The 21,800-nt window shown below is 70.9% G+C and carries 22 protein-coding genes; 18 read left to right on the plus strand and 4 right to left on the minus strand.

Translation table 11 applies throughout. From position 1 onward, the window contains the following. Nucleotides 1–79: 79 nt before the first annotated feature. From VGJ14_00550 to VGJ14_00575, 6 genes are all read left to right on the plus strand, one after another. Nucleotides 80–1,261 (plus strand): acetoin utilization protein AcuC, encoded by a 1,182-nt coding sequence (locus VGJ14_00550; GenBank protein HEY2830883.1) that lies wholly within the window; start codon nucleotides 80–82, stop codon nucleotides 1,259–1,261. Then, nucleotides 1,258–2,052 (plus strand): phosphatase, encoded by a 795-nt coding sequence (locus VGJ14_00555; protein HEY2830884.1) that lies wholly within the window; start codon nucleotides 1,258–1,260, stop codon nucleotides 2,050–2,052. The genes VGJ14_00550 and VGJ14_00555 overlap by 4 nt, the downstream gene beginning before the upstream one ends. Before the next feature lie 248 nt (nucleotides 2,053–2,300). After that, nucleotides 2,301–2,510 carry a helix-turn-helix domain-containing protein gene (locus tag VGJ14_00560; protein HEY2830885.1) on the plus strand — a complete coding sequence of 70 codons (210 nt, stop codon included), beginning with the start codon at nucleotides 2,301–2,303 and terminating at the stop codon, nucleotides 2,508–2,510. A gap of 153 nt (nucleotides 2,511–2,663) precedes the next feature. Then, nucleotides 2,664–2,762: an AURKAIP1/COX24 domain-containing protein gene (locus VGJ14_00565; GenBank protein ID HEY2830886.1), complete on the plus strand. Its 99-nt coding sequence runs from the start codon at nucleotides 2,664–2,666 to the stop codon at nucleotides 2,760–2,762. 41 nt (nucleotides 2,763–2,803) lie between these two features. Further along, nucleotides 2,804–3,880: an NAD-dependent epimerase/dehydratase family protein gene (locus VGJ14_00570; protein ID HEY2830887.1), complete on the plus strand. Its 1,077-nt coding sequence runs from the start codon at nucleotides 2,804–2,806 to the stop codon at nucleotides 3,878–3,880. Between the two features lie 8 nt (nucleotides 3,881–3,888). Continuing rightward, nucleotides 3,889–4,833, plus strand: a complete 945-nt coding sequence (locus VGJ14_00575; protein HEY2830888.1) for a lysophospholipid acyltransferase family protein — start codon at nucleotides 3,889–3,891, stop codon at nucleotides 4,831–4,833. Between the two features lie 23 nt (nucleotides 4,834–4,856). On the opposite strand, the gene VGJ14_00580 is transcribed toward VGJ14_00575, so the two are convergent. The 3 genes from VGJ14_00580 to VGJ14_00590 all read right to left on the minus strand — a co-directional run bounded on the left by VGJ14_00580 (nucleotide 4,857) and on the right by VGJ14_00590 (nucleotide 8,105). Next, the gene (locus tag VGJ14_00580) at nucleotides 4,857–6,071 is read right to left on the minus strand and encodes a DUF5667 domain-containing protein (GenBank protein HEY2830889.1); all 1,215 of its coding nucleotides are present in this window, start codon (nucleotides 6,069–6,071) and stop codon (nucleotides 4,857–4,859) included. A gap of 183 nt (nucleotides 6,072–6,254) precedes the next feature. Then, nucleotides 6,255–6,947 carry an ECF subfamily RNA polymerase sigma factor, BldN family gene (locus tag VGJ14_00585; protein HEY2830890.1) on the minus strand — a complete coding sequence of 231 codons (693 nt, stop codon included), beginning with the start codon at nucleotides 6,945–6,947 and terminating at the stop codon, nucleotides 6,255–6,257. 297 nt (nucleotides 6,948–7,244) lie between these two features. Further along, nucleotides 7,245–8,105, minus strand: a complete 861-nt coding sequence (locus VGJ14_00590) for an HAD-IB family hydrolase (protein HEY2830891.1) — start codon at nucleotides 8,103–8,105, stop codon at nucleotides 7,245–7,247. 219 nt (nucleotides 8,106–8,324) lie between these two features. Here VGJ14_00590 and VGJ14_00595 point away from each other — a divergent pair, with 219 nt between their 5' ends. The 7 genes from VGJ14_00595 to hemB all read left to right on the plus strand — a co-directional run bounded on the left by VGJ14_00595 (nucleotide 8,325) and on the right by hemB (nucleotide 15,847). Next, nucleotides 8,325–9,818 carry an AMP-binding protein gene (locus tag VGJ14_00595; GenBank protein ID HEY2830892.1) on the plus strand — a complete coding sequence of 498 codons (1,494 nt, stop codon included), beginning with the start codon at nucleotides 8,325–8,327 and terminating at the stop codon, nucleotides 9,816–9,818. After that, nucleotides 9,815–10,060 (plus strand): glutaredoxin family protein, encoded by a 246-nt coding sequence (locus VGJ14_00600; protein ID HEY2830893.1) that lies wholly within the window; start codon nucleotides 9,815–9,817, stop codon nucleotides 10,058–10,060. The genes VGJ14_00595 and VGJ14_00600 overlap by 4 nt, the downstream gene beginning before the upstream one ends. Before the next feature lie 108 nt (nucleotides 10,061–10,168). Further along, nucleotides 10,169–10,861: a redox-sensing transcriptional repressor Rex gene (locus VGJ14_00605; GenBank protein ID HEY2830894.1), complete on the plus strand. Its 693-nt coding sequence runs from the start codon at nucleotides 10,169–10,171 to the stop codon at nucleotides 10,859–10,861. Continuing rightward, the gene (locus VGJ14_00610) at nucleotides 10,858–12,192 is read left to right on the plus strand and encodes a glutamyl-tRNA reductase (GenBank protein ID HEY2830895.1); all 1,335 of its coding nucleotides are present in this window, start codon (nucleotides 10,858–10,860) and stop codon (nucleotides 12,190–12,192) included. The genes VGJ14_00605 and VGJ14_00610 overlap by 4 nt, the downstream gene beginning before the upstream one ends. After that, a complete protein-coding gene (gene hemC, locus VGJ14_00615; protein ID HEY2830896.1) occupies nucleotides 12,189–13,145 on the plus strand; it encodes a hydroxymethylbilane synthase in 957 nt (318 codons plus the stop codon). Before VGJ14_00610 ends, hemC begins: the two co-directional genes overlap by 4 nt. Continuing rightward, nucleotides 13,142–14,791, plus strand: a complete 1,650-nt coding sequence (locus VGJ14_00620) for a bifunctional uroporphyrinogen-III C-methyltransferase/uroporphyrinogen-III synthase (protein HEY2830897.1) — start codon at nucleotides 13,142–13,144, stop codon at nucleotides 14,789–14,791. Before hemC ends, VGJ14_00620 begins: the two co-directional genes overlap by 4 nt. 75 nt (nucleotides 14,792–14,866) lie before the next feature. Continuing rightward, a complete protein-coding gene (gene hemB / locus VGJ14_00625) occupies nucleotides 14,867–15,847 on the plus strand; it encodes a porphobilinogen synthase (protein ID HEY2830898.1) in 981 nt (326 codons plus the stop codon). Here the strand turns inward: hemB and VGJ14_00630 are convergent. Then, entirely contained in the window at nucleotides 15,807–16,580 is a 774-nt protein-coding gene (locus tag VGJ14_00630; GenBank protein ID HEY2830899.1) for a hypothetical protein, read from the minus strand. The two genes, hemB and VGJ14_00630, sit on opposite strands and share 41 nt — an antisense overlap. A 162-nt stretch (nucleotides 16,581–16,742) precedes the next feature. Here VGJ14_00630 and VGJ14_00635 point away from each other — a divergent pair, with 162 nt between their 5' ends. The 5 genes from VGJ14_00635 to VGJ14_00655 are packed head-to-tail and all read left to right on the plus strand — an operon-like array spanning nucleotide 16,743 to nucleotide 21,799. Beyond that, nucleotides 16,743–17,414, plus strand: a complete 672-nt coding sequence (locus VGJ14_00635; protein HEY2830900.1) for a hypothetical protein — start codon at nucleotides 16,743–16,745, stop codon at nucleotides 17,412–17,414. A 44-nt stretch (nucleotides 17,415–17,458) separates the two neighbouring features. Further along, nucleotides 17,459–18,763 carry a glutamate-1-semialdehyde 2,1-aminomutase gene (hemL, locus tag VGJ14_00640; GenBank protein ID HEY2830901.1) on the plus strand — a complete coding sequence of 435 codons (1,305 nt, stop codon included), beginning with the start codon at nucleotides 17,459–17,461 and terminating at the stop codon, nucleotides 18,761–18,763. Next, nucleotides 18,760–19,404, plus strand: a complete 645-nt coding sequence (locus tag VGJ14_00645) for a histidine phosphatase family protein (protein ID HEY2830902.1) — start codon at nucleotides 18,760–18,762, stop codon at nucleotides 19,402–19,404. Before hemL ends, VGJ14_00645 begins: the two co-directional genes overlap by 4 nt. Continuing rightward, nucleotides 19,404–20,183, plus strand: coding sequence for a cytochrome c biogenesis protein CcdA (locus VGJ14_00650; GenBank protein HEY2830903.1), 780 nt, complete (start codon nucleotides 19,404–19,406; stop codon nucleotides 20,181–20,183). Before VGJ14_00645 ends, VGJ14_00650 begins: the two co-directional genes overlap by 1 nt. Before the next feature lie 5 nt (nucleotides 20,184–20,188). Then, the gene (locus VGJ14_00655; GenBank protein HEY2830904.1) at nucleotides 20,189–21,799 is read left to right on the plus strand and encodes a cytochrome c biogenesis protein ResB; all 1,611 of its coding nucleotides are present in this window, start codon (nucleotides 20,189–20,191) and stop codon (nucleotides 21,797–21,799) included. Nucleotide 21,800: the final 1 nt, after the last annotated feature.

Here is a 21,800-nt window from a genome sequence, read left to right on the forward strand (position 1 = left end):
CACACTCGATCGGCTCGGGAGCCAGAGCGAAAAGCGTGCTCCGGCTCCGCTCGCCTCACTCGTGTGTAGCGTGCAAGGCATGAAGTGCGACGTCCCGACCCGGGTCATGTGGGACCCCGCGCTCATTGGCTATGACTTCGGTCGCGGCCACCCGCTCGCCCCGATTCGGGTCGACCTGACCATGCGGCTGGCCCGTGAGTTCGGGGTGCTGGAGCGCTCCAACGTGACTGTGGCCGCCGCCCCCGCCGCCGCCCCCGAGTTGCTCGGCATGCTGCACACCGCCGACTACCTGGCCGCGGTGCGTAAGGCCGGGGCGGATCCGCGGGCGGTGGACCTCTCCCGCGGCCTGGGCACCGGGGACAACCCCACCTTCGCCGGCATGTACGACGCCTCCGCCCTGGTCGCCGGTCAGACTGTGGCCGCCGCCGAGGCGGTGTGGCGCGGCGAGGTTGCGCACGCGGTGAACATCGCCGGCGGCCTGCATCACGCCATGGCCGGCACCGCCAGCGGCTTCTGCGTGTTCAACGACGTCGCGCTGGGCATCGCCCGGCTGCTCGAACTCGGTGCCGAGCGCATCGCTTACGTTGACGTCGATGTGCACCACGGCGACGGCGTGCAGGAACTGTTCTGGGATGACCCGCGGGTGCTGACCATCTCCCTGCACGAGTCCGGCCGCACGTTGTTCCCCGGCACCGGCTTCCCGGCCGAGATCGGTGGGTCGGGCGCGGAGGGCAGCGCGGTGAACGTGGCGCTGCCCGCGGGCACCGGTGATGCCGGCTGGTTGCGTGCCTTCCACGCGATCGTGCCGCCCCTGGTGCGGGCGCACGCACCCGACGTGTTGGTCACCCAACACGGCGCCGACAGCCACATGGACGACCCGTTGGCGCACCTGGCGTTGACCGTGGATGGGCAACGCAGCGCCTATGCCGCGCTGCACGAGCTGGCCCACGAGGTAGCCGGTGGTCGCTGGCTGGCCACCGGCGGCGGCGGGTACGCCCTGGTCGACGTCGTCCCGCGGGCCTGGACGCACCTACTGGCCGAGCTCACCGGGGAGCCCATCGACCCGATGGTGGATACCGCCCCCGCATGGCAGGCACACGTGCGTGGGTTGGGCGCGAGCCCGCCAACCCGGATGACCGACGGCGCCGACGGCAACTACCAGGCGTGGACCGGCCCGGTTGCCGGTGATCAACTGGATGGCAGCGTGCAGGCCACCCGGGACGCGGTGTTCGCCCGGCATGGTTTGGACCCGGCGGGATGACGGTTCTGGACCGCGAGGCGTTGCGCGCGCAGTTGGTCGCCACGCGCATCGCCGGGGATGTGGCCACCCCACGGGAAGCCAACCTGCGTAGCTACCGCCGGCTGGCCGACGGCAGCAGCTACCAGCGCTTCGGGTTGGTCCTGCACCGGCGGTGGACCGGGCCGGCGATCCTGGAGGCCATGGCCCGGCTGGTCGGCGTCTCGCCCGACCCGGCGCACACCCACGGTCCGGACACCATCGATCCCGACCTCACCCTGGACGCGCTGGACGCGGCCGCGAAGCTGCTCGGCGATGCCGCTCGGGACCGGGCCCGGGTCATGCTGGCCACCGGCCACCCGTCGGGCCTGCTGCCGGTGCACCTGGCGCTGGCCGCCGGGCTGCGCGCGGCCGGCTGCACCGTGCTCACCCCGGTGCCCGGTTGGCGCTACGAGGAGTACAAGAACGACGACCTGGTGTTGCGGGAGATCCGCTACATCGGCGACGTGGCCATGGTGTCCAACCGCGGCGAGCTCAACCACACCCACTCCGCGGTGCCCATGCAGGGCGTGCTGGCCGCGTTGATCGAGACCGGCGAGGCGTTGCCGGATCTGGTGGTGGCCGACCATGGCTGGGCGGGTGCCGCGGGCGAGGCCGGGGTGACCGTCATCGGCTTCGCCGACTCCAACGATCCCGGCCTGTTCCTGGGTCAGGAGGAGGGCAAGGTTGACGTGGCGGTCCCATTGGATGACAACGTGTCACCACACCTGTACGGACCGTTGATTGGGTACCTGCGGCATGCCAGCGGCCTGTGAAAAAAATTCTGTTCACTGCCAGGTAAAGCACGTCGATGGCGCGGGGCGCTTTGTCATCAAATTTCCGAACACATCGGTCAACGCGTGTCGCGCCTGGCCCGGGCACCTCAATCAGGCACAATGCGGCCCCTTCCCCATCCGTACCTCAGGCCACTACTGTTGATGGTGTTGACGCAGAATCCCGCTCTGCGCCGTCGCGACGTGGGCCCACACTCACGCCGCCTTTGGCCGAAAGGTCCGGTGTGCCCATGGCAGCGAACGAGCAGCCTCTCGCCGACGTCTCGTTCCTCACCGTGGCCGAGGTCGCCACGAAGATGCGGGTGTCGAAGATGACCGTGTATCGGTTGGTGCACAACGGCGAGCTGCCCGCGGTCCGCGTGGGTCGCTCGTTCCGGGTTCCGGAGAACGCGGTGCAGGCCTACCTGCGTTCGTCGTATTACGAGGCCGACATCGGCTGAGCCGATCGCGCTTCTTCCGACGCCGATCCAATCCTCGCGGTTGGGTCGGCGTTCGCATGATGCGGCCGGCGAGCCGCGCCACACTGACGGGTAGGCTGACCCCCTTGCGCGCGCCGCTGGGCCGCGTGCCACTGAAGCGAGCGAAGGTACCCCGTGGGCTCTGTCATCAAGAAGCGTCGCAAGCGCATGGCGAAAAAGAAGCACCGCAAGCTGCTCAAGCGCACCCGGGTGCAGCGCCGCAACAAGAAGTAGCGCCCGCACCGGACAAGCACTGCGGCGGACGGGGTCGACGGGTGGGACGCACGGTTCTGGTCACCGGGGTCTCCCGACACGTGGGTAGTCGTCTGGTTCATCGGCTCAACGATGAACCGGGCGTCGATCGGGTGATCGGGATCGACGTGGTCCCGCCGCGCAGTGACCTTGGTCGGGCCGAGTTCGTGCGCGCGGACATCCGCAACCCGATCATCGCCAAGGTCATCGGGGCCGCGGAGGTGGACACCGTCGTGCACCTGAGCGTGAACTCCACGGGTTCGGGTTCCGGCGGCGCGTCGGCCAAGGAACTCAACGTCATCGGCACCATGCAGTTGCTCGCGGCGTGTCAGAAGGCACCGAGCCTGCGCCGGTTGATCGTGAAGTCCACGACCACGGTGTACGGCGCCTCGGCCAAGGACCCGGCGCTGTTCACCGAGGCCATGGAGCCGGTGGTGGCGCCGCGCGCCGGATTCGCCAAGGACGCGGTCGAGGTGGAGACCTACGTGCGCGGCTTCGCCCGACGGCGGGCCGATGTCGGCGTGTGCGTGCTGCGGTTCGCCAACTTCATCGGCTCCGACGTGGACTCACCGTTCACTCGGCTGTTCACGCTGCCGGTGATTCCCACCGTGCTCGGCCACGACGCGCGCCTGCAGTTCGTGCACGAACAGGACGCCCTGGAGGTGCTGCGCCGCGCGGTGGTCGCTGACCATCACGGAGTGTTCAATGTGGCCGGCGACGGCGTGCTGTTGCTGTCCCAGGCCGCGCGGCGGGCCGGCCGACCGACCTTCCCGGTGCCCGGGCCTTCGGTGAGCACGTTGGGCGGGTTGGCCCGGCGCATCGGCGCCTTCCATCTGTCCGGGGAGATCGTGCAGTACCTGACCCACGGCCGCGCAGTGGACACCACCCGGTTGCGGCAGGTGTTCGGCTACATCCCGCGGATGACCACCGCGCAGGCCTTCGACGACTTCCTCGCCGCGCGGGGCCACGGGCCGATCACCCCGGACCTGGTCGGGGCGGTCACCGACCGCGCCCACGACGCGGTCCGCGCGGTGACCCGCTACGTGCCCTCGCCGCGGGTGGCCGTGCCGGCCGGTTTCCGGGAGCGCCTTGATGATTGAGTTCGGCGATGACTGACGCCCGGGTGATTCCGCTCGACCCGCAGGGTCGTCGCCGGCCCAACCGGAGCCTCGCCGAGGTTGCCGAGCCGGCGGAGACCGACGGCGGTGGCCTGCGCCGCTTGGACCGCGCCGCGGCCCGCACGTTCTCGTTCCTGCGCCGCCGCTTGGTCGGCGAGTACGAGGTCGACGAGTTCGGCTTCGATGCCGAGCTCACCGATGCGGTGTTGATGGCGCCGTTCCGCCCGCTGTACTCGTCCTGGTTCCGGGTGCAGACCCGCGGGCTGGAGCACGTGCCGGACGTCGGCGGCGCGTTGTTGGTGGCCAACCACTCCGGCACGCTGCCGCTGGACGGCATCATGACCTCCCTCGCGCTGCACGACCATCACCCGGCGCACCGACACCTGCGGACGCTGGGTGCCGACCTGCTGTTCGGCACCCCGTTCCTCGGCTCCCTGGCCCGCAAGAGCGGTGCCACGCTGGCCTGCGTACCCGACGCGGAGCGGCTGCTGCGCGACGGGGAGATCGTCGGGGTGTGGCCGGAGGGCTACAAGGGTCTGGGTAAACCATTCGCCGAGCGGTACAAGCTGCAGCGGTTCGGCCGCGGTGGATTCGTCACCGCGGCACTGCGCGCCGGTGCGCCGATCGTGCCAACCGCGATCGTCGGCGCCGAGGAGATCTATCCGGTGATGGGCAATCTGTCCGCGGTGGCGCGCGCGGTCGGCCTGCCCTACCTACCGATCACCCCGACTTTCCCGTGGTTGGGGCCGCTCGGGCTGATCCCGTTGCCCTCGAAGTGGATCATCGAGTTCGGCAAGCCGATCCGCACCGACGAATACCCGGCGAATGCGGCCGACGATCCCATGCTGGTGTTCGACCTGGCCGATCAGGTGCGCGAGGCGATCCAGCAGGCGCTCTACCGGTTGTTAATGCAGCGACGCAGCGTCTTTACCTGACGGGCTTGACACCTGACGGGTAGTCAGCGCTCCAGGTGCATGTGGGCTTGTTTGCTGCCGGCCCGGGAGTCGCTGAAGTCCAGGCTGGCCGAGAGGCTGCCGGGCACCTTGGTGTCGATGCTGTCGAAGGGCAGCGGCAACAGGCCGAACAACCGAATCGCCGCGGACGGCGGAGGCTGTTCCACGGCACTCACCGAGCGGTGTTGGCCAATGCCACCGGGCAGGGCGCCCACCGAAGCCTGACCATTGCCCAGCAGGTCGACGTACACCAACTTGTGCACGTTGCGCTCGACCGCGACCTGCTGCGCCGACTTCGGCTGCGGCTTGGCCGCGGCCTCGGCGTTACGCCGTGCGTCGGCGACGGCCTTGTCGATGTCACGGACCGCCTTGGTGACCGAGCGGGCCAACGTGTCACGCTGATCGCTGCGGCTGGCCCGCGCCGCGAGGTCGGCGTTCAACGCCGACGACGGCGCGGAGATGCCCGCCACCGGGTGGCCGGTCACTGTGGCCACCCGGGCCGCGATGGTGTCCATCTCGACGACCAGCGTGTCCTGGCTCTGCCACAGCTCGGCAGGCAGCATCGGACGAACCTCGTCCAGTGTCACCGAGCGCTGGGCCAGGAAGCGCTCGAGCGGAGCCATCACGGCGGCGTCCGCGGTGCGGTTGAACACCTCGAAGAACCGCTCGCTGCCCGCCGCCAACGCGTCGGACATCGCTGACATCGTGTCGCGCAGCTCCTGGATGAGCACCGGGTCAGAGATCTGCCCATCGCTCTCCCGCAGCATCGCCTGCACCTCGCCCAGCCGGGTGGACGCGATCGACAGGTAGCGCTCGCCCCTGGCCAGATCCGAGTTCGCCAGCGCGAGCTGCATGGTTTCCATGGCGCGCTTGACGTCGTAGAGCCGGTCACCCGGCAGGGCGTGCTCGCTGGCCGCCGCGGTCGCCGCGGCGCCACCGGTGGCGACGGCCACCACCACGCCGGCAGCCACCAGACGGCGGCGCCACGGCGCGGGAGTGGCGGTCGGGACGATGGTCGGCGTCACCGCGCCGACGGCAAGCAACCGCTGGCGCAGGGCAAAGCGGAATTCCTCGGGCGGGCCCACGACCACGCCGCCGGCCGCGCTGAGCGCGGTGGCGACCCTGGTCCACGGGGCCATGGTCAGGTCATTGACCCCGACCTTGTCCAGCACGACCGCGAATTCGCGGGCACGCTGCCGGTCACCTGGTCGCATCGGCATCCAGTGCACCCCCGCCCTTACCCGGTCGTGGCGGCACGCGCCTCGACAGATTTGTCCGCTCGAAGGCCAACCGTTGCGGCGGGACGGTTGACCTCACTTGATCAATCCAACGACGCCGAGAGGCCGAGGTTACGGGCGGGTTCACGCTCGGCTGTCGCGTGGATATAACGATTGGGTATTCCGTCATCGGATGCCCTCCGGCAGTAGCTGGGCAAGTGTTCGCACCGCCCGGTACTGCAATGTCTTGATGGCACCCTCGTTCTTGCCCATGATCTTCGCGGTTTCCGCGACGGACAGACCTTGCAGGAAACGCAGCACCAGACATTCCTGCTGCTGCGGGTTCAGTCGCTTGACCGCGGCCAGCAGGGCGGCATTGGTCAGCGAGCGCAGTACCACGCCCTCGGGGCTTTCCGCGGATTCCGCGGCGCCCTCGGTGGCCACCATGTCGGCGATGGTGACCTCCAACCGGAACCGGCTGGATTTGAAGTGGTCGGCGACCAGATTGCGCGCGATGGTGACCAGCCAGGCGCCGAAGTCGCGGCCCTGCCAGGTGAACGTGCCCACGCTGCGCAGCGCGCGCAGGAACGTCTCGCTGGTCAGGTCCTCGGCGAGCTGCCGCGAGCCGACCCGGTAGTAGATGTATCGGTAGATGGTGTCCAGGTACCGGTCGTAGAGCTGGGCGAAGGCGTCGGTGTCGCCAACCTTGGCCCGCTCGACCAGCTGGCCGACCCGGCCGGTGGACGGGTCGACGGCGGGGCCGGCGACCGGCTGCGCGGGCGCCGGCAGCCCAAAGCCGCCAAGGGCGGGTTTGGCTGCCGCGGCGGCCGCCCCGGCGCTGACGCTGAACAGCGTCTGCGGGCCGCGCGGTCCGGCCAAGTTGGCCGCCGGCGCGGGCGTCCGGGACGGCGCCGGCAAGCCGGACAAAACTGCCGCACGCAGCCCGGAAAGGCCTGGCGCATGTGACGGCGGACGGGACATCGGCTCCCCGGGCGGGATTACGGCGGACGGGCTACTGGGGTTTCGGTCCGAATGGGCCAATGGTAGGCGCCGGTCCGGATTTCGACCAGGTTGTGTGAACGAAGCTTGACCTTTCGGACTCCGGTCCGAAGGCGGACGAACGACACAGTCCGGGCGCAGCCGTATTACAAACCTGTGATTAGTTCGTGATCTGCCTCAGGCGTGCGCTCGGCGTACCGAGATCGCGGCCGCGATTCCGCCCGCCAGGGCCCCGGCACCGACCGCTGTCGGCAATCCGATCTTGGCCGCTTTACGTCCGGTCCGATAATCCCGGATTCGCCATCCATGAGTTTTTGCGTGCGCGCGCAGATCGGCGTCCGGATTGACCGCGCAGGGATGCCCGACCAGGGTCAGCAGCGGGATGTCGTTGGCCGAGTCGCTGTACGCCGAACACCGCGCCAGGTCGAGCCCCTCCGCTGCCGCCAATGCCGCCACAGCCTCGGCTTTTGTGGGTCCGTGCAAGGGTTCTCCGACCAATCGGCCGGTGTATCGGCCCTCGGAGATCTCGGCCACCGTGCCCAGCGCGCCGGTCAGCCCGAGCCGGTCGGCGATGGTCCGGGCGAGCTCGATCGGGGAGGCGGTGACCAGCCACACCCGCTGCCCCGCATCCAGGTGCATCTGGGTCAACGCCCGGGTTCCCGGCCAGATTCGTCCGGAGATCAACTCATCGAAGATCTCCTCTCCCACGCGTTGCAGTTCTTCCACGCTGTGACCTTCGATGAAGCTCAGCGCGCGGGCGCGTACGGAATTCATGTCATCGAGATCTTCTGCACCGCCCACGACAAACTTCAGTTGCATGAGCGCGAATCGCGCTATGTCCCGATTTGTAAAGAAATGTCGGGCGTAGAGTCCGCGTGCGAGGTGAAATATCGATGCCCCGCGCACCACCGTGTTATCAACGTCAAAGAAGGCAGCCGCAGTCGGATCCGGCGCCCGGCGGCGGGGCCGTGGGCGGGGCACCGTTTCAACGGATGCGACCGCGCGCGGTTGCGGCGTGACGATCTCCCCAGCTGTCACGCGAACGAGACTAACCCTCCCCGATGACAGCCGTGGGTCGCGCGAGCCGGCCTGTCGATGGCGCTTCGCCCAACAGCAGGCACCGCCCGTCGGGGGGCTACCCGCCGCATGACACGCGCAGGCGGGCCTTGTCGTGCGTCCAGACGCCTGACAAGCGCCTTCTGCGCATGTCATGCGTCAGGGTGAGGGCGCGGTGCGGGTGTGCCAGACTCGCGAGGCGTGGACCAGCGCAGCGCGAATCTCGCCGGGTTGGTCGCCGCCGCCGCAGCGGCACGGTCGCAGCGCCCCGCGTTGCTGGCTGGGGGAATCCGCTGGACCTGGGCGGAACTCGATGCGGTGGTTGATGCGGCCGCGGCCGGGTTGCGAGCAGCAGACCTACGGATCGGCGACCGGGTTGCGCTGCTGACCACGGACGCTGTCGGCTTCATCCGCTGCTACTTGGGCGCCCTGCGCGCCGGGTTGGTCGCGGTCCCGCTGGATCATTCCGCCGCCGGGCCGGAGGTCGCCGCCGCGCTGACCGAGACCGGCGCCCGGCTGTTGATCGCAGACCCCGGCACCGAGCCCACCGCGCGGGCCGGGGCCGCGGCCGGTGGTGCCCGGCTTGCCGTCATCGGCTCGGCCGGCCCGGACGGGCTGGACGCGCTGCTCGCCGGGGGTCGCCCCGGGCCGCTGGACCCACCCGGATCCGGCGGCGAGGCCATCGCCGTGCTGCTGCAGACCGCCGGCACCGGCGGCCGGCCGAAGCGCGCGATGCTCTCCCACCGGGCCCTGTTGGCCAACCTCGACCAATGTGCCGCGTTGGACCCGGCCCCGGTCACCGCCGCCGACACCGTGCTGCTGGCGTTGCCGCTGTTCCACGTGTTCGGCCTCAACGCTGTGCTCGGCCAGGCCCTGCACGCCGGCGCCGCCGTGGTGGTGGCCACCGATCCGGACCCGGCCGCCACCCTCACGCTCATCGCAAACGAGCGGGTCACCAGCGTGGCGGGCACCCCGTCGACGTTCGCCGCCTGGGCCGGCGAACCCGCCGCGGCCGCGGCACTGCGCGGGGTTCGGGTCCTGGTCAGCGGGTCGGCGCCGATGCGGCCGGAGGCCGCGGAGGCCTTCCGCGCGGCCACCGGCAAACCCGTCTGGCAGGGCTACGGGCTCACCGAGGCCGCCCCGGTGGTCTCCGCGTCCATGCGGCCCGTCCCCGGCTCGGTCGGCGCCCCCCTGCCCGGCATCGAGATTCGCCTGCTGGACGCCGACGGCGCGCCGGTGGCCGAGGGCGACCCCGGCGAACTGTGGATCCGGGGCGCGAACCTGTTCTCCGGGTACTGGCCGGACCGGCACGACGGCCCCGGCCCGGACGGTTGGTTCGCCACCGGCGACGTCGGCTGGTCGGACCCGGACGGCAACCTGTTCATGGTCAGCACCCGCTCGGACGTCATCGTGGTCAGCGGCTTCACCGTCTACCCGGGTGAGGTGGAAGACGTGGTCGCGGCCATGCCCGGGGTGCGCGAGGCCGCCGTGGTCGCCGTCCCCGATGAGGGAACCGGGCAAGCGGTGAAGCTGTTCGTGGTGGGCGAGGCCGCGCTGGACATCGACGCCGTTCGGGAGTGGTGCGCGGCTCGGCTCGGCCGGTTCAAGGTGCCCCGTCAGGTGGAGTTCGTCGCGGAACTGCCCCGATCCGTGGCGGGCAAGATCGCCCGGGGCCGGCTGCGGGATGCCGAATGACGCCGACGCCGCGGGTGACCCTGCTCGGCAAGCCCGGCTGTCATCTGTGCGAGGAGGCGCGCACGGTGATCGAGGCGGTGACCGCCGAACTCGGCGTCGGCTATACCGAAGTCGACATCACCAGCGATGAGGAGCTGTACACGCGCTGGTGGGAGCAGATCCCGGTGACCCTGGTGGACGGCGTCCAGCACGACTTCTGGCGGGTCGACCCGGACCGGTTGCGCGCCGCCCTGCGTCGCTGACGGCAAGAGCCACGACGTCCACATACTGAGACGAGGGCCGTCTCCGAGTTTGTTCCTGTGTTCACAAATGCTTACCCTGGCGTCCGCGTCGAGCGAAACGGAGGCCCCGTGGTCGCAGGACAAGACGATGGTGTAAGCATCGTCCGCCCCTCTCGGGGTTCCCGGCGCGCCGGCCTCCCCGACGCCACCATCGCGCGCCTCCCGGAGTACCTGCGGGCGCTGCTCGCCCAGTCCGAGCGCGGGGTGGAAACGGTCTCCTCGGAGTCGCTGGCCGCCGCCACCGGGGTGAACTCAGCGAAGCTGCGCAAGGACCTGTCCTACCTGGGCTCCTACGGCATTCGGGGCGTCGGCTACGACGTGGCGTACCTGGTGCACCAGATCTCCAAGGAACTCGGGCTGACCCAGGACTGGTCGGTGGCCATCGTCGGGATCGGGTCGCTCGGCCACGCCCTGGCCAACTACGGCGGCTTCTCCTCCCGTGGTTTCCGCATCGTCGCGCTGATCGACGCCGACCCCGCGCAGGTCGGCGAGACGCTGGCCGGCGTCACCGTGGAACCGCTGGACGTGCTGGAGGACGTGGTACGCGCCCGGCGGGTTTCCATCGGGGTGATCGCCACCCCGGCGGCGGCCGCACAGGACGTCTGCGACCGGTTGGTCGCGGCCGGCGCGATGTCCATCCTCAACTTCGCCCCGGTGCTGCTGACCGTCCCGTCCGGCGTGGACCTGCGCAAGGTCGATCTGTCGCTGGAGCTGCAGATCCTGGCCTGCCACGCGCAGCGCAAGCTGGAGGTATTGGCGTGAGTGTGCTCGTGGTCGGGCTCTCGCACCGCACCGGTCCGGTGAGTCTGCTGGAGCGGGTGACCATCAGCGGTGACGCGCTGACCAAGCTGATCACCGACGCGGCGGCGGCGGAGCACGTGGTGGAGATCGCCGCGCTGTCCACCTGCAACCGCATGGAGCTCTACGCCGACGTGGACAAGTTCCACGGTGGCCTGGCCGACCTGTCCGAACTGCTCTGCCGGCACACCGGCGTCGGCCTGGAACAACTGCGTCCGCACCTGTACGTGCACTACGAGGACCGGGCCGTGCAGCACCTGTTCACGGTGGCCTGCGGGTTGGACTCGATGGTGGTCGGGGAGAGCCAGATCCTCGGTCAGGTACGGGCCTCATTGGCCGCCGCCCAGAAGCTGGGCACGGCCGGGCCGGTGCTCAATGAGCTGGTCCAACACGCGTTGCGGGTGGGCAAGCAGGCCCGCAACCGAACCGGCATCGACCGGGCCGGGCGTTCGCTGGTCGGCGTCGCCCTCGAGCAGGCTGCCGCGGTGCTCGGCGGATTGGCCGGACGGCGCGCACTGGTGGTCGGTGCGGGGTCGATGAGCGCATTGGCTGCCACGTCGCTGACCCGGGCGGACATCGGCGAACTGATCGTGGCCAACCGCACCCGCTCGCGCGCCGATCGGCTGGCGCGGGCCATGGGTGGGCGCGCTGTAGCGATGGACGACCTGCCCTCGGCGTTGGCCGCGGTGGACGTGGTGGTCTGCTGCACCGGGGCCACCGAGCAGGTGCTCGGCCTGCCCGCGATGAGCGCGGCGGCCGATGGGCGTCCGTTGGTGGTGCTGGACCTGGCCATGCCGCGGGACACCGACCCGGAGATCGCCGGCCTGCCGGGCCTGACGCTGATCGACCTGTCCGCGCTGGCCTGTGTGGAGGCCGCGGCCGGCACCCCGGCAGACGTGGAAGCGGTGCGGCGCATCGTGGCCGCCGAGGTGGCGAACCACGCCACCGAGCAGCGTGCCGCGCAGGTGGCCCCGACCGTGGTCGCGCTGCGCACCATGGCCGACGACGTGGTTGCCGCGGAGATGCTGCGGTTGGAGGGGCGGCTTCCGGAGCTGGACCCGCGACACCGCGAGGAGATCGCCCGCTCGGTGCGCCGGGTGGTGGACAAGCTGCTGCACGGGCCGACGGTGCGGGTCAAGGAACTGGCGGGCGGCCCGGATGGTCATGCCTACGCCACGGCGCTGCGCGAGCTGTTCGACCTGGACCGTAACGCGGTGGAGGCGGTCATCCGGGCGGACCTGACCGCCGAAGAAACGGCGTTGCCGCTCGAGTTCGGCAAGACGGAGTTGCTGTGACTCTTCGACTCGGCACCCGGGCCAGTGCGTTGGCGCTGGCCCAGGCCAATTCCGTGGCCGCGGACCTCACCGCATTGACGGGTCGTCAGGTGGAGCTGGTGGAGATCAGCACCTCCGGCGACACCTCCACCGAGCCGCTGGACCGCATCGGCGGCACCGGGGTTTTCGTCAGCGCGCTGCGGGAAGCGCTGCTCGATGCGCGCATCGACTTCGCCGTGCACTCGATGAAGGACCTGCCCACCGCCGATGCGCCCGGCTTGGTGATCGCGGCGGTGCCGCCGCGGCAGGATCCGCGCGACGTGCTGGTCACCTCCGATGGCCGCACGCTCGGTGAGTTGCGGCCCGGCGAGCGGATCGGTACCGGCTCGCCCCGACGGGTGGCCCAATTGCATGCGCTGGGCTTCGGGTTGGACGTCGTCGGCGTGCGCGGCAATGTGGACACCCGACTGCGCAAGGTCGCCGAGGGCGCGTTGGCCGGTGTGGTGCTGGCCAGGGCGGGTCTGGCCCGGTTGGGCCGGTTGCCCGAGATCAGCGAGGTGCTCGACCCGCTGCTGATGCTGCCCGCACCGGGCCAGGGCGCACTGGCCGTGGAGTGCCGGGCGCCGGACACCGACGCCGCGGCGGCGGAGTTGTGCGCGCTGCTGGCCGGCCTGAACGACCCGGATTCCCGCGCGGTGGTTGCTGCCGAACGCGCGCTGCTGGCGGCGCTGGAGGCCGGGTGCACGGCCCCGGTCGGTGCTCTCGGTGAGGCGATCACCGGCGACGAGGAGTACGAGGACGAGTTCTATCTCCGCGCGATTGCGCTCAGCCCGGATGGGTCAGCAAGCGTGAAGCTGTCGATCACCGGACCGTTGGCCGACGCAGAGGCCCTGGGCCGCAAGCTCGCCGGCGAGATGCTCAGCGAGGGCGCCACGGATTTGATGCAGGATGGAAGTTGGGAGCACAACGAATGAGCCCCACCCGCAAGGCGACCGCCAAGACCAGCCCCGCCGCGGCCCCCGCCAAGCCCGCCGTTCCGGTCGGCTCGGTGGCATTCGTGGGCGCAGGTCCGGGGGATCCTGGCCTGCTCACCGTGCGCGCGGTGGAACTGCTCGGGGAGGCGCAGGTCGTGGTCCTGGCCGAGCACTCCCGCGAGCAGTACCTCGGCGCGTGTGCGCCGGACGTGGCGGTGCTCGACGGGGCTTTCGACGCCGCAGGTGCAACATTGACTCCGTCGGCTCGGGGCAGGGTGCTGACCGCCGCGGCCAAGGGAGGCCGTCGGGTGGTGCGGCTGATGGACGGCGACCCCGGCCTGAACGGCGCGCTGGCCGAGGAGGCCGCGGCCTGTCTGAAGGCCGGGCTGGAGTTCCAGGTGGTGCCCGGTGTCGCGCCGATCAGCGCGGTGCCGGCGTTCGCCGGGGTGCCGCTGACCAACCGCACGGTGCGCGAGGTGCGGGTGGTCGACGCGCAGGACCCGAAGGTGGATTGGGCCGCCCTGGCCAGCAAGGACGCCACCCTGGTGGTGACCCATACGACCAGCACCGCACTGGTGGCCGGTGCCGCCGCCAAGTTGATCGAGGCAGGCCTGGACCCGGCCACCCCGGCGCTCACCACCTGGGCCGGCACCACCACCGAGCAGCGCACGGTGGCCGCCGCGCTGGCCGGCCTCGGCAAGGCGCTGCCGCATGAGCCATTGGAGCCGGGCGGTTTGACCGTGATCGGCGACGTGGTGGCGCTGCGCGATTCGCTGTCCTGGTTCGAGACCCGTCCGCTGTTCGGGTGGCGGGTGCTGGTGCCGCGCACCAAGGAGCAGTCCGCGGGGCTGGTGTCCCGGCTGCGCTCGTTCGGCGCTGTCCCCGAGGAAGTGCCGACGATTTCCGTCGAGCCGCCGCGCGCGCCGCAGCAGATGGAGCGCGCCATCAAGGGCCTGGTCACCGGTCGCTACGAATGGATCGCGTTCACCTCGCGTAACGCGGTGAAGGCGGTGCGGGAGAAGTTCGAGGAGTACGGCCTGGACGCCCGCGCGTTCTCCGGCATCAAGGTCGCGGCGGTCGGCGAGCAGACCGCCGCGGACCTGGCCGGCTGGGGCATCAAGGCCGACCTGGTGCCCAGCGGTGAGCAGTCCGCGCAGGGCCTGCTGAACGACTGGCCGCCCTACGACGACGTGTTCGACCCGATCAACCGGGTGTTCCTGCCGCGCGCGGACATCGCCACCGAGACGTTGGTGGCCGGGCTCATCGACCTCGGATGGGAGGTGGACGACGTCACCGCATACCGCACGGTGCGCGCCGCTCCGCCGCCCGCGCCGGTGCGTGAGGCCATCAAGAGCGGCGGTTTCGACGCGGTGGTGTTCACCTCGTCCTCGACCGTGCGCAACCTGGTCGGTATCGCGGGCAAGCCGCACGCCAGCACCGTCATCGCGTGCATCGGCCCGGCCACCGCGGCCGCGGCCGAGGAGCACGGGTTGCGGGTTGACGTGCTGGCCGAGACCCCGTCCGCGGTGGCCCTGGCCGATGCTCTTGCCGCGTTCGGCACCGCCCGGCGCACTGCCGCCGCGGAAGCCGGCGACCCGGTGCTGCGCCCGTCCGAAAAGCGCTCCAGCGCCCGCCGGCGGCGGTGAGGTCGTTGCTGACGTCATCCTCCCTGGCCACGGCTCCGGGCGATTTGTCCGGTTTGGCCGGCAAGGACGACTGACATGACCGGTCAGTTCCCGGCGGTCCGGCCGCGGCGGTTACGCCGGAGCGCTGCGCTGCGCCGGTTGACCGCGGAAACCACGCTGGCGCCCCGTCAGTTGGTGCTGCCGATGTTCCTCCGGGAGGGCGCGAGCGAGCCGATCCCGATCGCGTCCATGCCCGGCGTGGTGCAGCACTCGGCGGACTCGCTGCGCAAGGCCGCGGTGGAGGCGGTCGAGGCCGGCGTCGGTGGGCTGATGCTGTTCGGCATCCCCAACGCCAAGGATGCCCGCGGCTCGGGCGCGGACGACCCGAACGGGGTGCTCAACCGAGCGGTTGCCGACTTGGTCTGCGAGGTCGGCGACGCCACCGTGCTGATGACCGACCTGTGCCTGGACGAGTTCACGGATCACGGTCACTGCGGCGTGCTCGCCGCGGACGGCAGTGTGGACAACGACGCCACATTGGTCCGCTACGCCGAGATGGCGCTGGCGCAGGCCGCGGCGGGAGCCCACGTCCTGGGGCCCTCGGGAATGATGGACGGTCAGATTGGATACGTGCGGACGGCGCTGGACGCTGCCGGGTATGCCGACGTCGTGCTGCTCGCCTATGCCGCCAAGTACGCCTCGGCGTTCTACGGTCCGTTCCGGGACGCGGTGGAATCGAGCCTCCTCGGCGATCGGCGGGCCTACCAGCAGGACCCGGCCAACGGCCGGGAGGCGCTGCGCGAGGTCGCGCTGGACGTCGCCGAGGGCGCGGACATCGTCATGGTCAAACCCGCGATGGGATACCTGGACGTGCTGCACGCGGTGCGGGCCGCCGTCGACCTGCCGGTGGCCGCGTACCAGGTCTCGGGGGAGTACGCGATGATCACCGCCGCGGCCGCGGCCGGCGTGCTCGACCGCGACCGGGCCATCGAGGAGTCATTGCTGTCCATCCGTCGCGCGGGCGCGGACATCGTGCTCACCTATTGGGCGACGGAATGGGCGCAGCGGCTGCACTGAAACCATCCTGACGGTCCGTCAGCGACTGTGGGTGGTTCTGGTGGTGCGGCGCGTCGCTGAGGCACAGCGAGCCCAGCGCAATCAGCGCCAACCCGGCGCCGGCCAGCAGCAGGTCGCGCTGAAACGTGTGCTGCGCCGGGTCGCCGAGCGCGGCCGCATCCCCGCCGCCGGACAACGTCACCTCGCCGCCGAGCGTCGGGGTGCCGTCCGGCGCGCTGCCCACCTCGCCGGCCGCCAGCAGGTCCTCCCCGCCGGCCAGGGAGAACTCGAGGACCTGCACCGAGCCGACCGTGGTGGGCGCCTCGTCGAACCACGGGTGCGGCGCGTCCGCCTCCATCCGATAGGACGGCGCAATCTGTTCCAGGGCCGGGCACACCGGTCCCACCAGCACACGGCGGCCGGCCGCGTCCTGCAACGCGAACGGTGCCGGAGAGTAACGATCGACCGTGGACCGTTCGCCGTCGGCGACCGCGCTCTGGCTGGCCAGGTACCAGACGCACGCCGTGCCGGACAGCGGCGCGCGCAGCACGCCGCCCGGCCCGGCGACGACGGTGCCGCGGACCACCACCCGGCTGCCCGGCTTGGCCTCGGCCGGGGCGACGGAGTCCATGTCGACCGGCTTGCGGCCGGGCAGCAGGCGCATCTGCAGCCCAGCGCCGACCGCACCGAGCATTCCGATGATCGCCAGGAATGACCCGGTGAGCACGCAGACCAGACCGGCGAGCACGAGCACGGCGCAACGGTAGCCATCGCCGCGACAGCCCGTTGCGCCGGACGGGTGAGGGCATCCCGGACAAACCCGGACGAGCCGGGACATGTCGCGCCGTGCCGTGCAACCAGCCCGGTGCCGCCAACGTCGAACGGACACGGGGGAAGCCGGTTACAGGAGGTGAGCGTGGTGCGGGGCACCATCCACAATCGATTCACGACGATCGCGCTGGGCATCGGGACGGCGGTGGCCTCGCTGGCCTGCGTCCTGGCGGGCCCGGCGACCGCGCAGGCCGACAATGCACCCACCGCCGCGGCGGGCGGCCCATTGTTCGTCTCCACCGACGCGCTGCCGCAGGGCGCGCGGTTCGGCTCCTGGCACGGCGGCGCGGCGATCACCGGCGTGCCCGGCCGGGCCCCGTTCTGCCTGGGCGGGAAGTTCGATCCCGGTCACACCAAGTACCGGACCTACTCCGCGTCGCCCAAGGTGAACGCGCAGGAGTACATCAGCGTGATGCCGAGCGAGGCCGCGGCGAGTGCCCTGATCAGCAAGCTGGGTGCGCAACTGCAGGATTGCTACCGCAACTGGCTCGCCATGGACATCAAGGCGTACCACGACCACAAGCGCAGTGCGAGCTGGGAGAAGTACGCCTCGGACACCCCGGGCGGGATGACCGTCTACGGCGTGTTCACGGTGCCGCCGAAGGGCTATGACCCGGCCACCCACATGTACGCGGTGGGCCGAGAGGGCAGCACCGTGCTGCTGATGCACATGTCGATCGTCGGCGGCCGGGACAGCGCACCGGTGACTTCGTTCACCAAGGCCGCGGACACCGCGCTGCAGGTTATGTACCCCTGACGGGACCGGTCAGAGCATCCCGCGCGGTTTGAGACCATGGAGGGGTGAATCCCTCCGTTCCGGCACGTTCCGCGGCCCTGTTCGACCGGGCCCGGGCGGTCACGCCCGGCGGGGTGAACTCTCCGGTGCGCGCGTTCGGTGCGGTGGGCGGCACCCCGCGGTTCATGGCGTCCGGACGCGGTGCGTACCTGACCGACGTGGACGGCCGGTCCTACGTCGACTTGGTCTGCTCCTGGGGTCCGCTGATCCTGGGCCACGCCCACCCCGCGGTGGTCGCCGCGGCTACCGCCGCGGCCGCGGCCGGATCATCCTTCGGTGCGCCCACGGTCGGTGAGGTCGAACTCGCCGAGGAGATCGTGGCGCGGGTGCCGATCGTCGAGCAGGTGCGCCTGGTGTCCTCCGGCACCGAGGCCACCATGTCCGCGCTGCGGCTGGCCCGCGGCGTCACCGGCCGAGCGGCAGTGATCAAGTTCGCCGGCTGCTATCACGGTCACGTCGATGCGTTGCTGGCCGCGGCCGGTTCCGGGGTGGCGACCTTTGCCCTGCCGGACACCGGCGGCGTCACCGGTGCCGCGGTCGCGGACACCATCGTGCTGCCCTACAACGACCTGGACGCGGTCGCCGCGGCCTTCGCGGCCAACCCCGAGGGCATCGCCGCGCTGATCACCGAGGCGGCGCCGGGCAACATGGGGGTGGTCCCGCCCCGGCCCGGCTTCACCGCGGGGCTGGCGCGGCTGTGCCGGCAGTACGGGGCGCTGTTGATCTCCGATGAGGTGATGACCGGGTTCCGGGCCGGCCCGCAGGGCTGGTTCGGGGTCGAGGGCATCGCCCCGGACCTGATCACGTTCGGCAAGGTGATGGGCGGCGGCTACCCGGCCGCGGCGTTCGGCGGTCGGGCCGAGCTGATGTCCGCGCTGGCCCCGACCGGCCCGGTCTACCAGGCGGGCACGCTGTCCGGGAACCCGGTTGCAGTGGCCGCGGGCCTGGCTACGTTGCGTGGCTGCACCCCGGACGTGTACGACCACCTGGCCAAGGCGGGCGAGGTGATCGCGGGAGCCGCCGCCGAGGCGTTGACGGCGGCCGGTGTCGAGCATCGGGTGCAGTTCGCCGGAACCATGTTCTCCGTGTTCTTCACCGACGCCCCGGTGCGCGACTACGCGGCGGCCCGCACGCAACGGCTGGACCGCTACGCCGCGTTCTTCCACGCCATGCTCGATCACGGCGTGTACCTGCCGCCCTCGGCGTTCGAGGCCTGGTTCCTCTCCGCCGCGCACGACGCGGAGGCCGTGGGCCGGGTGCTGGACGCGCTGCCGCACGCCGCCCGGGCCGCCGCGGAGGTGGGCGCGTGACCACGCCGGTGACGCTGGTGCACGTGGTGCGCCATGGCGAGGTGCACAACCCGCAGAAGGTCCTGTACGGGCGGCTGCCCGGCTACCACCTCTCCGAACTCGGCCTGAAGATGGCCGAGCGGGTGGCGGAGTCCTTGGCCGGCCGCGACATCACCGCGGTGGTGTCCTCGCCGTTGGAGCGCGCCCTGGAGACCGCCGCGCCTCTCACGGCGGCCTTCGACCTGGAGATCTCGACCGATTCCCGGCTGATCGAGGCCGCCAACCACTTCGAGGGCAAGACCTTCGGCGTGGGTGACGGGTCGCTGACCCGTCCGGCGCACTGGCCCTACCTGGTCAATCCGTTCCGGCCGTCCTGGGGCGAACCGTACGAGAAGCTGGCCGCCCGGATGTTGGCCGCGGTCCAGGCCGCGCGTGGCCGGGCCGTCGGGCACGAGGCGGTGTGCGTCTCCCACCAACTGCCGATCTGGATCCTGCGTTCGCGCATCGAGGGCCGACACCTCTGGCACGACCCGCGCAAGCGGCAGTGCAACCTGGCCAGCATCACCACCATCCGCTTCGAGGGCGACCGCGTCCGCTCGCTGACCTATCGCGAACCGGCCGTCGACCTGGTGCCGCGCAAAGCCGGACCTCCGGGAGCCTGATGTTCGCCGTGCACACCTCCGGGACGCTGTCCCGACAGATCACCTCCGGCTCGTTGCTGGTGGCGATGCCGGTGGCGTTGCTGGCCGGGCTGGTGTCCTTCCTCTCCCCGTGCGTGCTGCCGTTGGTGCCCGGCTACCTGTCCTACGTGACCGGACTGGCCGGGGAGGATCTCGGCAGTGCCGATCAGGATGGGCGGCGGCGCGGTCGCATCTTGGCGGGCACCACGTTGTTCGTGCTCGGCTTCGCCGCGGTGTTCGTCTCGTTCGGCGCTGCCTTCGGCTACGTCGGGTCGCACTTGGTCGCGCATACCGACGCGGTGGACCGGGTGCTCGGGGTGATCACGATCCTGCTCGGGCTGAGCTTCCTCGGCCTGCTGCCAGGCACCGGTCGGGAGTTCCGGCTGCTGCACCGCGCGCCCGCCGCGGGCCTGTGGGCGGCGCCGGTGCTCGGCGTGCTGTTCGGCGTGGGCTGGTCGCCGTGCATCGGGCCGACGCTGGGTGCGGTGCAGGCCCTGGCCTTCAACTCGGCCAGCGCGGGTCGGGGAGCGCTGCTCACCTTCGTCTACAGCCTCGGGTTGGGGCTGCCGTTCATCGCGGTGGCGCTGGGCCTGCGTCGTGCGCTGGGCGCGATCGGTTGGGTGCGCGCACACCACCGGGTGGTCATGCGCACCGGCGGCGCCATGCTCTGCCTGCTCGGCGTGCTGCTGGTCACCGGGGTCTGGGAGACCGTGTCCGTGCACCTGCGCATCTGGAGCTCCGGCTTCGAGACGGCGATCTGAGCGCCATGGTCGTCGACACTCGCATCTCCGAGGAGCCGGTCGCGGTACCCCCGCCACTGGGTCCGCTGGCCACCGCGCGCTGGGCCTGGCGCCAGCTCACCTCGATGCGCACCGCGCTGATCCTGCTGTTCCTGCTCGCCGTCGCGGCCATTCCCGGTTCACTGATCCCGCAACGGCCGGTGGACCCGATCACGGTCGGCCAGTTCCACGCCCGGCACCCCGGTCTGTCCCGGTGGTACGACCGGGGATCGCTGTTCGACGTTTTCACCTCGCCGTGGTTCTCCGCGATCTACCTGCTGTTGATGATCTCGCTGATCGGCTGCGTGGTGCCGCGATCCAAGGTGTACCTCACCGCGGTCCGTGCCCGGCCACCGGCCGCGCCCCGCTACCTGGACCGATTGCCGGAGAATGCCAGACTGGACAGCAATCTGACGGTTGATCAGGTACTTGAGGCGAGCGTGACGGCGTTGCGCCGTCGACGCTTCCGGGTGGACCGGGTCGACGGCACGGTGTGCGCGGAACGCGGGTATCTGCGCGACACCGGCAACCTGGTCTTCCATCTGTCCCTGGTGGTGGTGCTGGTCGGCGTCGCCTACGGGCATCTGTACGGGTTCAAGGGCAGTGCGTTGGTGGTCGAGGGGGAGGGGTTCGCCAACACCGTCACCCAGTACGACAATGTGCACGCCGGCGCCCGCTACGACACCGACCAGCTGCCCCCGTTCGCGCTGAAACTGGACTCGTTTCACGCCACCTACCAGTCCGAGGGACAACAGATGGGCGCCGCCCGGTCGTTCTCCGCGGACGTGGACTACACGCCCGCGCCGGGCCAGCCCGCCGAGCGCCGGTTGATCAAGGTGAACCACCCGCTGCATGCCGGGGGCACCAAGGTGTACCTCGGCCCGCACGGCTACGCGCCGGTGGTCACCGTCAAGGACGGCAAGGGTGCCACTGTGTTCTCCGGGCCGGTGCCCTTCCTGCCCGAGGATCCGGTCGGGCTCACCTCCCGCGGTGTGGTCAAGGTGCCCGACGCCCAACCCAGCCAGCTGGGCTTCCAGGGCTTCTTCCTGCCCACAGCCGCGACGGACACTGTGCGCGGCCTGTTCTCGCTGTTCCCGGCGCCGAAGAATCCGCGGCTGGTGCTCAACGCGTGGACGGGTGATCTCGGTCTGGACGACGGCGTCCCGCAGTCGGTGTACCGGTTGAACACCGAACACATGGCCCAGGTGCACCAGGCGGCGGCCGCGGGCGCCCCACCGTTCACGGCGGCGCTGGCCACGGGGGAGACGATGACGCTGCCGGGCGGGCTGGGCAGCCTGACGTTCGATGGCTACCGGCAGTGGGTGGTGTTGCAACTGGCTGACGACCCCGGCCGCGGGTTGACCCTGCTCGGCGCGGTGTTGGCCGTGCTGGGCCTGCTCGGTTCGCTGTTCGTGCGGCCCCGCCGATTGTGGGTGCGCGCAACCCCCGACGGGGCCGGGCGTACCGTGGTCGACGTCGGTGCGCTGGCCCGCAGTGACGGCCCGGACCTGGCCGCGGACGTCGCCGGGGTGTTGGACGCCGTGCACGCGGGCCCGCCCGCTCACCGCGACATTGCTCAGCGTGGGAACGAGGAGTAGC

The organism is Sporichthyaceae bacterium, assembly GCA_036493475.1.
GTDB lineage: Bacteria > Actinomycetota > Actinomycetes > Sporichthyales > Sporichthyaceae > DASQPJ01.

Excerpts from the sequence above, each read along its gene's own strand:
- VGJ14_00550 (HEY2830883.1), top strand. The coding sequence starts at position 80 with ATGAAGTGCGACGTCCCGACCCGGGTCATGTGGGACCCCGCGCTCATT.
- VGJ14_00555 (HEY2830884.1), top strand. The coding sequence starts at position 1,258 with ATGACGGTTCTGGACCGCGAGGCGTTGCGCGCGCAGTTGGTCGCCACG.
- VGJ14_00560 (HEY2830885.1), top strand. The coding sequence starts at position 2,301 with ATGGCAGCGAACGAGCAGCCTCTCGCCGACGTCTCGTTCCTCACCGTG.
- VGJ14_00575 (HEY2830888.1), top strand. The coding sequence starts at position 3,889 with ATGACTGACGCCCGGGTGATTCCGCTCGACCCGCAGGGTCGTCGCCGG.
- VGJ14_00580 (HEY2830889.1), bottom strand. The coding sequence starts at position 6,071 with ATGCCGATGCGACCAGGTGACCGGCAGCGTGCCCGCGAATTCGCGGTC.
- VGJ14_00600 (HEY2830893.1), top strand. The coding sequence starts at position 9,815 with ATGACGCCGACGCCGCGGGTGACCCTGCTCGGCAAGCCCGGCTGTCAT.
- VGJ14_00620 (HEY2830897.1), top strand. The coding sequence starts at position 13,142 with ATGAGCCCCACCCGCAAGGCGACCGCCAAGACCAGCCCCGCCGCGGCC.
- hemB (HEY2830898.1), top strand. The coding sequence starts at position 14,867 with ATGACCGGTCAGTTCCCGGCGGTCCGGCCGCGGCGGTTACGCCGGAGC.
- VGJ14_00650 (HEY2830903.1), top strand. The coding sequence starts at position 19,404 with ATGTTCGCCGTGCACACCTCCGGGACGCTGTCCCGACAGATCACCTCC.
- VGJ14_00655 (HEY2830904.1), top strand. The coding sequence starts at position 20,189 with ATGGTCGTCGACACTCGCATCTCCGAGGAGCCGGTCGCGGTACCCCCG.